At 69.4% G+C, this 13,127-nt stretch carries 8 protein-coding genes; 6 read left to right on the top strand and 2 right to left on the bottom strand.

What is annotated here, in order from left to right; all coding sequences use genetic code 11:
• Nucleotides 1–35: 35 nt before the first annotated feature.
• Nucleotides 36–563, bottom strand: a complete 528-nt coding sequence (locus ACWGDX_RS11215; RefSeq protein ID WP_453624413.1) for a hypothetical protein — start codon at nucleotides 561–563, stop codon at nucleotides 36–38.
• A 321-nt stretch (nucleotides 564–884) separates the two neighbouring features.
• Entirely contained in the window at nucleotides 885–2,102 is a 1,218-nt protein-coding gene (locus tag ACWGDX_RS11210) for a cytochrome P450 family protein (protein WP_453624411.1), read from the bottom strand.
• Nucleotides 2,103–2,648: 546 nt separating this feature from the next.
• On the opposite strand from ACWGDX_RS11210, the gene ACWGDX_RS11205 reads away from it, so the two are divergent.
• The 6 genes from ACWGDX_RS11205 (at nucleotide 2,649) to ACWGDX_RS11180 (ending at nucleotide 12,956) form a co-directional block, all read left to right on the top strand.
• Nucleotides 2,649–3,653, top strand: a complete 1,005-nt coding sequence (locus ACWGDX_RS11205) for a LacI family DNA-binding transcriptional regulator (RefSeq protein ID WP_453624409.1) — start codon at nucleotides 2,649–2,651, stop codon at nucleotides 3,651–3,653.
• 272 nt (nucleotides 3,654–3,925) lie between these two features.
• Nucleotides 3,926–5,260 carry an ABC transporter substrate-binding protein gene (locus tag ACWGDX_RS11200; protein ID WP_453624407.1) on the top strand — a complete coding sequence of 445 codons (1,335 nt, stop codon included), beginning with the start codon at nucleotides 3,926–3,928 and terminating at the stop codon, nucleotides 5,258–5,260.
• Between the two features lie 7 nt (nucleotides 5,261–5,267).
• A complete protein-coding gene (locus ACWGDX_RS11195; RefSeq protein WP_453624405.1) occupies nucleotides 5,268–6,215 on the top strand; it encodes a carbohydrate ABC transporter permease in 948 nt (315 codons plus the stop codon).
• Entirely contained in the window at nucleotides 6,212–7,069 is an 858-nt protein-coding gene (locus tag ACWGDX_RS11190) for a carbohydrate ABC transporter permease (RefSeq protein WP_453624403.1), read from the top strand. The genes ACWGDX_RS11195 and ACWGDX_RS11190 overlap by 4 nt, the downstream gene beginning before the upstream one ends.
• 62 nt (nucleotides 7,070–7,131) lie before the next feature.
• On the top strand, nucleotides 7,132–9,861 hold the full coding sequence (locus ACWGDX_RS11185) for a glycoside hydrolase family 38 N-terminal domain-containing protein (protein WP_453624401.1): 2,730 nt from the start codon (nucleotides 7,132–7,134) through the stop codon (nucleotides 9,859–9,861).
• A 116-nt stretch (nucleotides 9,862–9,977) separates the two neighbouring features.
• Entirely contained in the window at nucleotides 9,978–12,956 is a 2,979-nt protein-coding gene (locus ACWGDX_RS11180; RefSeq protein WP_453624399.1) for a glycoside hydrolase family 2 TIM barrel-domain containing protein, read from the top strand.
• The last annotated feature ends 171 nt before the right edge of the window (nucleotides 12,957–13,127 follow it).

Below are 13,127 nucleotides of genomic sequence, written 5' to 3'. Positions count from 1 at the left end.
TATGCGGTGAGGTGGAGGAGTCGTTCGGAAGGCGGTCAGTGCACGCGTTCACCGCACTCCGCCGGAAACAGGACGGCGCCCGGCGGCAGTTCACCCGGATACCGTCCGGCGACCCGCAGGCAGGCTTCGGGGGAGCCTTTCGCGGGCGGGTATTCGAGGGCGACCTCGCCCAGTACGGTGATCTCCCCCTGGACGTGCAGTTCCGCGGCGTGCACGCCGTCCGGGAAACGGCCGGCCAGGGTCCCGAAGGCGGCCGTGCCGCCGCCGTCGGCGACACACTCCCGGATCTCGAAGCACCAGTGTCCGGCCGCGTCGGCGAGGAGGGATCTGCCTCTTCCGCCCAGCCCCGCGAGCCAGTCGGCGCGGGTCCGCAGGTGATGGGCGAGGGCGCAGCAGACCGGGACGGCTGTGCCGTGGGGCGTCGTCACCCGCGTGTAGCCGGCGTGGGGAAAGGAGGACAAGGCCTCGTCGAGCAGCCCGAGAGCGGTGTCCCGTACCGCCGGGTGCCCCGTCCGGGCGATGCCCAGCAGCAGAGGGGCCGCGACCGCGACCGCTGGGAACACCGCGGCACTGTGGCGTGTGTGAGTCCGCCGCCGCTGAGCAGAGAGTGCGCTTCCGCGGCCGCCACCAGGTTCGCCGCGCGGGCCAGGGCGCGCAGACCGCCGGCGGCACGAGCCGGTTCGTACCAGCCGGGACGGCCGGGTACGGCGCCCCAGTCCACCGCGTCGATCGTCTCGATCACGTCCAACACGACAGCATCATCACATCCGGCTTTGCCCCCCGGTCCATCAGCCCATCAGCCCACCGAACCAACGGCCCAGCGCCGGGCGAGGTGCCGTGGATGGCGGGGTGCCGTGGATGGCGGGGTGCCGTGGATGGCGGGGTTATCCGTCGGTTGCCGGAGCTCCGGGGTGGGGGACGACGAGGAGCTGGGCGGGGCCGTTGAGGGAGAGCGAGGGGACAGGGGCGGGCGGCTCGTCGGGGTGGGCGAGAGTGAGGTGGGGCAGGCGGGCGAACAGGGTGGTCAGAGCGATATGGGTCTCCGCCCGCGCGAGGTGGGCGCCGAGACAGAAGTGGGGGCCGTGGCCGAAGGCGAGGTGTTCTTTGCCGCTTCGGGTGGGATCGAACGTGTCCGGGCTGTCCGGGTGGATCTCGGGGTCGCGTCCGGCGGCCGCGAAGGCGATGATGACCGGTTCGCCCCTGCGGATGAGAACGCCTTCGCCGAGGTCGATGTCCTCGAGGGCGTAGCGCATCGGGTGGTGCATGATCGGGCCGTTGTGGCGCAGCGTCTCCTCGATGACGTCGTCCCAGCTGACCGTGGTCAGCCGTAGCTGGACGAGGTGTTCGGGCCGGGAGAGCAGGGCGTGGACGGCGCTGGTGATGAGGTTGACGGCCGTCTCGTACCCCGCGGCGAGCATCAGGAAGAGATGGTCGAGCAGTTCCTTGTCGGTCAGCGGCGCCTCGCTCTCCGTGGGCGGGGTGAGGAGGTCGCTGGTGAAGTCGGCCCCGGGGTGCGCCCTTTTGTGCTCCAGCAACTCGACGAGCCGTGCGTACAGTTCGGCCATGCGGGCTCGCCCTTGCTCGGGGCTCGCCGTGGTGTCCATCAGCGCGTCGATGGAGGCGCCGAGTTTTTCCCGGAGGGCCTCGGGGACACCGAACAGGTCGCAGATGACTGTCATGGTCAGGGGCAGGGACAGCGCGCGCCGGATGTCGGCGCTCCGGCCGGGCGGCAGGGAGTGGAGCGCTTCGACCAGCCGGTCCGCCGTCGCCTGGATCTGCGGGCGCATCGCCTCCACCCGCCGCGGTGAGAACGACGGGGCCATCCTGCGGCGCAGCCTGCGGTGCTCCTCACCGTAGGCGTTCAGGAAGTTCTGCATGAGGGCGGAGACCGCGAGGGGCCAGCCCTCGGGTACGTCGGCGAGGCCTGGCCAGTGCCGGGGATCGCGGGAGACGCGGGGATCGCTGGTCAGTTTCTGGATGACACTGTGGCGTGTGACCGACCAGGCGCGGACACCTCCCGGGAGTTCGACCGGGGTTGCCGGGCCCATGGCACGCAGAACAGCCGCGTCGGCATGGGCCGCACGCGCTGTGGGATCCAGCACAGGACACCGAGAATCGGATAAAGCGGACATATGACGCTCCTCTCGGCCGCCGTGCTCCCGGGGGGCATATCGCGGCCGTCGATGTCGGTTTCGGCAGGACCCGGACCCGAATCGCCGGCCCGCACGGCGTCGGGCTTGTCCTCTTCTTCTACGCGCCGATCAGGAGCCTGGCAACGGTGACGAACGCGCCACACATATGTGCTGAACAGGGCACCGAGCGAATGGCCGACGCCCGCAAGCGGTTTCGTGCGGTGGCAACCCCTACGGCTCCCCTGGCACGGTCACCCGGCTTCCCGATACGGTCACCCGACTTCACCGGCGCGGTCACCCGACTTTGCCGGCACGATCACCGCCACCGTCACCGTCACCGTCGCCGTCACCGCGATCCGTGAGCGGCGGCACGCGCGCGAGCGCGGCCACGGAGCCCGGAGCCCGGAGCCCGGAGGTCAGGTCCGCGAGGACACCTGGCATCGCGCCGCCGCGCCCGGCACAGGCATACTCAGCCCTGCGAGCACGCGGGTGCCCGCGAGCAGCGGGAGGTGCGCGATGGTGTCGTCGTCAGGGACGGAACCCCGGAGGATCACGATCCATGACGTCGCCCGGTCCGCCGGAGTGTCCCGTCAGACCGTGTCGCGGGCGCTCAACGACAAGGACGAGATCGACGGCTCCACCAAACAGCGTGTGCTCGACGCCGCCCGCGAGCTGGGCTACCGGCCGAGCCGGTTCGCCCGCGGTCTGGTCCGGCAGGACACCACCACCATCGGCCTGGTGATCCCGGACCTGCTCAACCCGTTCTTCACCGAGGTCGCCGCGGCGGCGCTGGAGGCGGCCCGCGCCCGCGGCTGGCATGTCGTCGTATACGACACCGCGGACAGGGCCGAGGAGGAACTCGGCACACTGCAGGTGATCGCCTCCCAGGTGGACGCGGTCGTCGGCTACTTCAGCTGCTCCGAGGACGATCTGGAGCGGTTCACCCGCGGCGCCCCGGTGGTGCTCATCGGCCGCGAACACCACACGGCGCGGTTCAGCTCGATCCGGATCGACGGCGAGGAGGGCGTCCATGCCGCGGTCGCGCACCTGGTGGCGCGGGGGCACCGCCGGATCGGCATGCTCGACCACGACGGCCGCGCGGAGCCGAGCATCCGGCGCGAGTGGTTCACGACGGCCGCGGCGGCGTACGGGATCGACGCCGGCCTGGCGGTCGGTGCGGAGCAGTCGGCCGACGGCGGCGGAGCGGCGCTCAAGGCCCTGCTCACCGCCCATCCCGAGGTCACCGCGGTCTTCACCTTCAACGACATCATCGCGATCGGCGCCCTGCGCGAGGCGCGCCGGCTGGGCAGGAGCGTCCCCCGGGATCTCGCCGTGATCGGCTTCGACGGCCTCCAGCTGGGCACCCTCGTCGAGCCCCCGCTCTCCAGCGTCGCCCTCGACACACGAAAGCTCGGCGCGCTCGCCATCGACCAGGCCGCGAGGCTGCTGACCGGGGTGAATCCGCTGGGGGCCGACGATCTCGTCGTCCGGGCCGAACTGCGGCTGGGCGGGTCCGCTTAACCTGCCGGACTCGTGCGCGACTCCAAAGCCTTGACACTCGACCGCACCGGAGCGCACACTTCCGAACAATTCACAGCACCCGTGAGCGCTCCCGTGAACGTTCACGTGAACGCTCACGGGCGGAATGCATGGTTTTCCCATGTCTGCCACGGCGCTCGGCCCTGAACCGACCCCGTTGTGTCCTGTCCATTCCAACCAGAAGGCATCCCCCGCCTGAGTGTCAACGTCGACCCGTCTAGCGCCGCCGCTAGTCGTCCTCTGGAACGGAAAATATGAGCAGCACCGTCACGCGCATCCGCCTCGCCGCCATCGCCGCGGCGGCCAGTATCGCCGTACTCGCCGGGTGTTCGTCGCCCGCTCCGTCGGGTGACGCCTCCGCGTCCTCCTGTGCGCCCGCGAAGGGCAAAGTCACCCTCCAGTACTGGAACACCGTTCCGGGCATGGACCAGGTCGTCGCCCTGTGGAACAAGAAGAACCCGGACATCCAGGTGGAGATGAAGAACATCTCCAACGACCAGTACGGCACCCTCGGCAACGCCCTCAAGGCCGACAAGGCACCGGACCTCGCCCAGGTCGGTTACGACGAACTTCCCAACCTGCGCACCCAGAACGCCTTCGTGGACGTCTCGGCCTGCTCGGATGCCACCGCGGCCAAGTCGAAGTTCGTGCCGTGGACCTGGTCGCAGGCCAGTTTCGGGGACACCGGTGTGTTCGCCTTCCCCCAGGACACCGGTCCGATGGCCCTCTACGTACGCAGCGACATCTTCAAGCAGCACGGCCTCACGGTCCCGAAGACCTGGGACGAGTACGCGGCGGACGCGCAGAAGCTACACAAGGCCGACTCCGACCTCAGCATCACGTTCTTCGACCCGAACAACGCCGAGTGGTTCAACGGACTCCTCTGGCAGAACAACGCCGAGATGTACAGCTACTCCGGTGACAAGTGGCACGTCACCGTCGCGTCCGACCAGAGCAAGCAGGTCGCCGAGTACTGGCAGAAGCTGATCGACGCCAAGCTCGTCCGCACCGACCTCGCCCACGGGTCGACCCAGATGTACGCCGCGTACCAGAAGAACCAGATCGCCAGCTACGTCGGCGCCGCCTGGGGCTACAGCATGTTCCGTGACAACCTGCCCGACCAGGCCGGCAAGTGGTCGATCGTCCCGATGCCCACCTGGGGCTCGAACGCCGCGTCCGGCGACTGGGGCGGATCCACCGTCGCGTTCATGAAGGGCAGCAAGCATCTGTACGAGTCGGTCAAGTTCAACTCCTGGCTGAACACCGACCCGGAGGCCCTCGCGCTGGAGAACAAGCTGGGCGGCCTCTACCCGGCGGCCACCGCCGGTCTGGACCTTCCCGCACTCTCGCAGGGCGTCCCGTACTACAACAACGAGAAGATCTTCGACGTCTTCGCCGACTCGTCCAAGAACATCGACACCGGCTTCACCTGGGGTCCCACCCAGAAGACGGTGAACCTGGCGCTCCAGGACTCGGTGGCGAAGGCGGCGGCGGGCAGCGGCACGCTCACCGACGCGATCGCGGCCGCCCAGGCGGCCGCGCTGAAGTCGATGGCTGACCAGGCGATCCCGGCCACCGCGGGCAAGTGACCGCAGCATGACAGATATCGCACCCCGCGCGAGCCGCGTGGCGGTGACACCCGGAAGCCGTCGCCGCCACCGCGGCGGCGGCCCCCGGGCGGGCACCATCGCCGCGTTCCTGACCCCGTTCTTCCTCCCGTTCGTGCTCTTCTATCTGGTGCCGGTCGGCTACGCGATCTGGCAGAGCTTCCTCGTCGTGCGCCGCGGCGGCGGGCAGTACGGCACGTCGTACACGACCTTCGGCGGTTTCGAGCAGTACGCGCAGGTGTTCCAGAACACCGAGTTCTGGAACAGCATCGGGCGCATCGGACTGTTCGGCATCGTGCAGGTACCGGTCATGCTGTTCGTCGCGCTGATCATGGCGCTGCTGCTCGACACTCCCCTGCTGAAGCTCAAGTCGTTCTTCCGCATCGCGGCGTTCATGCCGTACGCCGTGCCCGGCGTCATCGCCGCGATCATGTGGTCGTATCTCTACTCGCCGCAGCTCAGCCCGCTGGTCGACGTGCTGAAGGGCATCGGCCTCCAGCCCGACTTCCTCGGGCCGGGCGCCGTGCTGTGGTCGGCGGCGAACGTCTCCACCTGGCTCTGGACCGGCTACAACATGCTGATCATGTACTCGGCACTGCAGTCGATCCCGCAGGAGCTCTACGAGGCCGCCAAGCTCGACGGCGCGAGCAACTGGGCGATCGCGTGGCGGATCAAGGTCCCGATCATCGCCCCGTCGATCGTCCTCACCACGGTGTTCTCGATCATCGGCACACTGCAGCTCTACGCCGAGCCGGCCGTACTGCGCCAGATCTCCTCGAACATCTCAAGCACCTACACACCGAACATGCTCGCCTACGCGGTGGCCTCCGGGAACAACTACCAGCAGGCCGCGGCGATCTCCGTGGTCATCGCCGTCATCACCTTCGTCCTGAGCTTCGGATTCATGCGACTGACCTCGAAGAGGGCCGGACTGTGAGCAATCAGCCCCTGATCCGTGAAAGCCGTGTCAGCCGCACGGCCGTCATCGCCCTGATGTTCCTCCTGGCGATCTACTTCCTGCTGCCGATCTACTTCCTGATCGTCGCGGCGACAAAGCCGCAGGGCGACCTCGCCTCCACCAACGGGCTGGCGTTCTCGCACTTCAATCTGTTCGACAACCTGAGCACCCTGTTCAGCCGCAGCGACGGCATCTTCGGCCGGTGGGCTCTGAACAGTGTGATCTACGCGGTGCTGGGCGCGGCCGTCGGAACCCTGATCTCCGCGCTGTGCGGCTACGCGCTCGCCAAGTTCACCTTCCGGGGCCGGGAGTTCCTGTTCTCGGTCATCCTCGGCGGTGTCCTCGTCCCCACCACCGCGCTCGCCCTCCCGCTGTTCCTGCTGTTCTCGGCGACCGGGATCGTCAACACGTACTTCGCGGTGTTCCTGCCCAGCATCGTCAGCCCGTTCGGTGTCTACCTCGCCCGTATCTTCGCCTCCGCCGCCGTGCCCCAGGAGATCATCGAGTCGGCTCGCCTGGACGGCGCCGGCGAGTTCCGCACGTTCTTCTCGGTGGCGATGAGGCTGATGACCCCGTCGCTGGTGACCATCTTCCTGTTCCAGTTCGTCGCCATCTGGAACAACTTCTTCCTGCCGATGGTGATGCTCCAGAAGGAATCGCTCTTCCCGATCACGCTCGGCCTCTACCAGTGGAACGGGCAGACCGCCCGCGCACCGCTCCTCCAGGAGTCCGTGATCACCGGTTCGCTGGTCTCGATCGTGCCCGTGATCATCGTGTTCATCCTCCTCCAGCGGTTCTGGCGCACCGGGCTCGCCACCGGCTCCCTCAAGTGACCTCGTACCACCGCTCCGCCGTCTCCCCCGTTGCCCCGCCGACACAGAAGGTTCCTTTCCCCATGCAGAACTCCGCGGTCTTCGTGCCCCATTTCCACTGGGACCGGGAATGGTACGAGCCTTTCCAGGTGTTCCGGCACCGGCTCGTCGCCGCTCTCGACACCGTGCTGGAGACGGCCGAGGCGAACCCGGACTTCCGGTTCACCGTCGACGGGCAGATGGCCGCGGTCGAGGACTATCTGGAGATGCGGCCGGAGAACCGCGACCGCGTCGTGGCACTGGTCGCCGGCGGCCGGCTCGCCATCGGGCCGTGGCTCATCCTGCTCGACGAGTTCCTCTGCTCCGGCGAGACCATCGTGCGCAATCTGCAGATGGGATGGGCGTCCGCGGCGGCCCTCGGCGGCTCGATGCCCATCGGCTATCTGCCGGACATGTTCGGCCATGTCGCGCAGATGCCGCAGATCCTGGCGCGCGCCGGAATCGGGCACGCGGCGCTGTGGCGCGGTGTGCCCGGCTCCGTCGACGGCCACGCCTTCCGCTGGCGCGCTCCCGACGGCTCCGAGGTGCGCACCGAGTTCCTCTTCGACGGTTACGACAACGGCCTCGACATCCTCCTGGTGCCCGACCGGATCGGGCGTGCGCTCGACGACTACGCGCGGATGACCGCCGAGCGGTGGGGTGACGATCCGCTGCTCGCGATGGCCGGCACCGATCACAACGCGCCCGACCCGCGACTGGCGGCCTGGCTGCGGCAGGCGTCCGGCGACGAGCGTGCCATCACCATCGCCACCCTCGACGAGTACATCCGCGAGCACGTACGCGACGAGGTCTCCGCCGTCGTCACCGGTGAGCTGCGCAGCCATGTGCGCGGCAACATCCTCCCCGGTGTGCTCTCCGTACGGCTCGCGCTCAAGCAGCGGATGGCCGTCGCCGAGCGCACCGTCGACCACGCCGAGCGGATGAACGCCCTGTGGTCCCGGCGCGACGACTCGCCCTTCCTCTCACTCGCGTGGCACAAGATCATCGAGTCGAGCGCGCACGACTCGGTCGTCGGCTCCGGCACCGACGAGACCGCCGAGCAGGTCGAGGCGCGGCTCGCCGAAGCCACACACACCGCGCGCGCGGTCCGGGACACGGCCCTCGCCGAGCCCGCCGCCCTGGTGCCGAGCGACGGCTATCTGGTCGCCAATCCGCTGCCGTTCCCGCGCACGGCACTGGTCGAGGTGGATGTCGCGGCCCCGGCCGAGGGAACCGTTGCGATCGCGACCGCCGCCGACGGCTCGACACTTCCTGTGCAGCTGGTCTCGAAGGCCCCGACCGTACTCAGCGACGAGCGCATGGACGCCTCGCGGCTCGAACGCGTGCTGCGCCGCATCCACCGCCGTGAGCTCTTCGGCCGTCTGATCGACCACTACGAACTCACCCCGGGCTCGCTCGTCTTCCATCTCGCCGAGGTGCCGGCCGGCGGACCGTTCGACCTGCTGATCCTGCGCCAGGAGGTCGCCGCCGCGGCCGCCGCGCATCCGGGTGAGTGGACGGTGCTGACGCTGGAGGAGGCCCGCGCGACCGCGCTCGTGCCCGTGCACGTCCCCGCCTCCGGGCTGGCGAGTTTCCGGGTCGGAGCGAGCGACCGGACCGACGCGCGGCCGACGGCGTTCGCACCCGCGACGGCGACGGCCCGCACACTGTCGAACGGACTGGTCGAGGTCGAGGTCGCCGCCGACGGCACGCTGGACGTGACCGGAGCCGACGGCACCGTACTGCGCGGAGTCGGCCGCCTCGTCGACGGCGGTGACCGCGGCGACAGTTACAACTACGCCCCGCCGGCACACGATGTGCTCGTGTCGCAGCCGGTCACGACCACCGTCGAACTCCTGGAGAACGGTCCGCTGCGTTCGAGGGTACGGGTCACCCGCGTCTACGAATGGCCCACCGCGCTCTCCTCGGAACACGACCTGCGCGGCGACCGGACCGCGCCGACCCCGGTGGAGACCCTCGTGGAAGTGCGCGCGGGTGAGCCGTTCGTGCGTGTCTCCACAGCGTTCCTGAACCAGTCCGCCGACCACCGGCTGCGTTTCCATGTGCCGCTGCCCGAGCCGGCGTCCGTGTCCGCGTCCGCCGGACAGTTCGCCGTCACCGAACGGGGGCTCACCGCCGAGGGCGGCTGGGGCGAATACCCGATCCCGACCTTCCCCGCGAGTTCGTTCGTGTCGGCCGGCGCCGCCAACGTACTGCTCGACCACGCCACCGAGTACGAACTCGTCGACGACGGCTCCGAACTCGCCATCACCCTGCTGCGCGCGATCGGCTCGATCAGCGTCAACATCCATCCGCTCCGTGACGAGCCCGCGGCGACCGAGATCCCCGCACCGGGCGCGCAGGATCTCGGCGTGCGTATCGAGAACCGTTTCGCCGTCCTGCCCTCGGCGACCGGCTGGCAGGGCGCGAACGCGGTCGCTCTCGCTGAGGACTTCCGCAACGACGTGCTGGTCGCCCGCGGAACCGCACCCGCCGGAGACCAACTGCCCCCCGACACGGCCGGTGTGCGGGTCGACGGCGCGGACATCCTCGTCTCCAGCATCCGCCGTGTCATCGACGCCGACCTCGGTGCCGGCACCGAGGTACGGCTCGTCGCGATGAGCGACACGGGATCGACCGCCCGCGTGACGGGCGCGTTCAGCCGGGCCACCACGGTCGACCTGCTCGGCCGGCCGCTCTCCACGACGCCGGCCGCCGACGGCCTCGAACTCGCCCTCGGCCCATGGGAGATCCGAACGGTCGTGATCCGGTAGACGACGGCAGCGGCGGCGACGCACACCAAGGACGAGCCCAACCCCCCGATCACCTCACGGCGGCGCACCCGGCCGGCGTTCGGATCCTCCTGTCACCAAGAAAGAGTCGTGACCTCTTGCCCTCCGCACTTTCCGCGTACGTTTCGGACACCACACCAGGGCGTGGCGCGCTGCGCGCGGCGCGCTCGTGGCTGCACTCCGACGCCCCCTCACGTTCGCTGAACGGGCCTTGGCGTTTCCGTCTCTCCCCGACGGTGCCGGCGGCGGAGGATTTCGCGGCCGAAGGCTTCGACGACAGCGGCTGGGACAGCATCCCGGTGCCCTCCCACTGGGTGCTCCAGGGTGATGGAGCCCATGGCCGGCCGATCTATACGAATGTGCGGTTCCCGTTCCCGATCGACCCGCCTCATGTTCCGGACGAGAACCCCACCGGCGACTACCGCCGCCATTTCGACATGCCCTCCGACTGGTCGGACGCCGAGCGCGTCGTCCTGCGCTTCGACGGTGTCGAATCGGTCTTCAAGGTGTGGGTGAACGGCGAAGAGATCGGCAGCGCCGCCGGCAGCCGGCTCGCCCACGAATTCGACGTGACCTCGTCCGTACACCCGGGCGACAACGTCGTCGCCGTCCGGGTGCACCAGTGGTCCGCGGCCAGCTATGTCGAGGACCAGGACCAGTGGTGGCTTCCCGGCATCTTCCGCGATGTCACCGTGATCGCACGGCCCGCCGGGGGCATCGAGGACGTCTGGCTGCGAACCGGGTTCGACAACGGACGCGGACGGATCGAGACGGAGATCACCGCCGACGCGGCGGCGTTCCCGGTCACCCTCCGCCTCCCCGAACTGGGCGTCGAGCGGGTCTGGGCGACAGCGGCCGACATAGCCCCTCTCGACATCGACGGTGTGGAGCCCTGGTCCGCCGAGCGGCCCCGCCTGTACGACGTCACCGTGTCGACGGCCGCGGAGAGCATCGCCGTACGGACGGGTTTCCGTACGGTCGAGATCCGCGGCGACCGGTTCCTGGTCAACGGCCGCCGTGTCGTGTTCCACGGGATGAACCGTCACGAGACCCACCCCGAGCGCGGGCGCGTCTTCGACGAGGAGCACGCCCGCGAAGACCTGGCCCGCATGAAGCGGTTCAATGTGAACGCCATCCGCACCAGCCACTACCCGCCGCATCCACGTCTGCTCGACCTCGCCGACGAACTCGGATTCTGGGTCGTCCTCGAATGCGATCTCGAAACGCACGGCTTCGCCGCGCTCGACTGGGCCGGCAATCCGAGCGATGACCCGGCGTGGCGGGCCGCGTACCTCGACCGCGTCCAGCGCACCGTCGAACGGGACAAGAACCATCCCAGTATCGTGATCTGGTCGCTCGGCAACGAAGCGGGAACCGGCAGCAACCTCGCCGCGATGTCGGCGTGGGTCCACGCCCGCGACACCGGACGGCCCGTGCACTACGAAGGTGACCACACCGGCGAATACACCGACATCTACTCGCGCATGTACGCGTCGGTGCTGGAGACCGAGCAGATCGGAACCGACGGTTCACGCTCCCCGCTGCTGAACTGCACACCCGCGCAGGGCGCCCGGCAGCGCACCAAGCCGTTCCTGCTCTGCGAGTACGCCCACGCGATGGGCAACGGGCCGGGAGCGCTCGACCAGTACGAGGCGCTCGTGCACGAGCATCCGCGGCTGCACGGCGGTTTCGTCTGGGAGTGGCGCGATCACGGCATCCTGACGACGGCCCCGGACGGCACGCCCTACTACGCGTACGGTGGCGACTTCGGAGAGGTCGTCCACGACGGGAACTTCGTGATGGACGGCATGGTGCTGAGCGACGACGTCCCGACTCCAGGTCTCCACGAGTTCAAGGCGGTCGTGCAGCCGGTCCGCTTCACCTTCGACGGCGACCACGTCGCGATCACCAATCTGCGGCACTCCGCCGACACGTCCGACCTGCGCTTCCGCTGGCGCGTCGAGCACGACGGGACGCCCGTGGATTCCGGGGACATGGAGGTCCCCGTCGTCGCGGCGGGCGAGTCGGAGCGCGTACCCCTGCCACCCGTTCCGGTGTCGCACGACGCGGAGACGTGGCTCACCATGGACGCGGTGCTGGCGGCCGGGACCGCTTGGGCGAGCGAGGGGCATGTGATCGCGACCGCCCAGCTGGACCGTTCGGCGCCCCGTCCCACGCCGGCTGTCCGGCCCCGATCCTCTTGGCGGCAGGGCGACGGAACACTCACCCTCGCCATCGCCGAGTTCACCGACGGGTCCCTCGTACGCCTCGCCGGCCGCGCCGCGGCGGGCCCGCGGCTGGAACTGTTCCGTGCCCCGACCGACAACGACGAAGGCACGTCCGACCAGGTCGAGGAGAGCGACGCCGGCCTCGCCGGGGTCTCTCACGCTCAACTGTGGCGCCGCGACGGTCTCGACCGGCTGACCACACGGCGGATATCCGTGGAACACACCGCGAACGCCCTGCGAACCCTCGACAGGGTCTCCGCGGCTGACTCCGCCTTGTCGGTGATGGTGGAGTCCGTCTGGTCGGTCGAGGGCGATGAACTCGAACTGCGTGTGGAGATCGAGCCCTCAAGAGGGTGGCCGACGGTGTGGCCGCGGATCGGGATCCGTTTCGATCTGCCCGACGGCGCGGCTCCCGTGGACGGCGCCGAGTGGTTCGGCCTCGGCCCGCTGGAGTCCTACCCCGACAGCCTCCGCGCGGCACGCACCGGCCGTTTCTCCTCCACCGTCCGCGGCCTCTCCGTCGACTACGCGCGGCCCCAGGAGACGGGTCACCGCTCCCAACTACGGCAGCTGGCGCTGACGAGCGGCGGCACCAGGGTGCTGCGCGTCACGACCATCCCCGACACGCAAGGACGCCGCCCCGGCTTCACGCTCAGCCGCCACACCCCACAGCAGACAGCCCGAGCCGGACACCCCTTCGAGCTGCCGGAGTCGACGACGAGTCACCTGTTCGTCGACGCGGCCCAGCACGGACTCGGCTCACGTGCCTGCGGACCTGACGTATGGCCCGAGTTCGCGCTTCGCCCTCAATCCCGCACGATCAGGCTCCGCATCACGGCAGGCGACTGACCTTGCCCGGGTGACACAGGCTGTTCGTTGGACGGCGCGAACACCGCCCCGACCACGGATCGCGCGGACGCGACCCGCCGGATGCGCGCGCCAGAAGGAAGCCAGCTCGCGCGCACACCGGCCGACTGCCCCAACACCCCGACGAATACGACTCCGCACGCGGCCTCACGC

It is taken from the genome of Streptomyces sp. NPDC055025 (genome assembly GCF_053608565.1).
The sequence above is the reverse complement of the archived record's forward strand: the minus strand, read 5'-3'. Positions and strand labels throughout refer to the sequence as shown.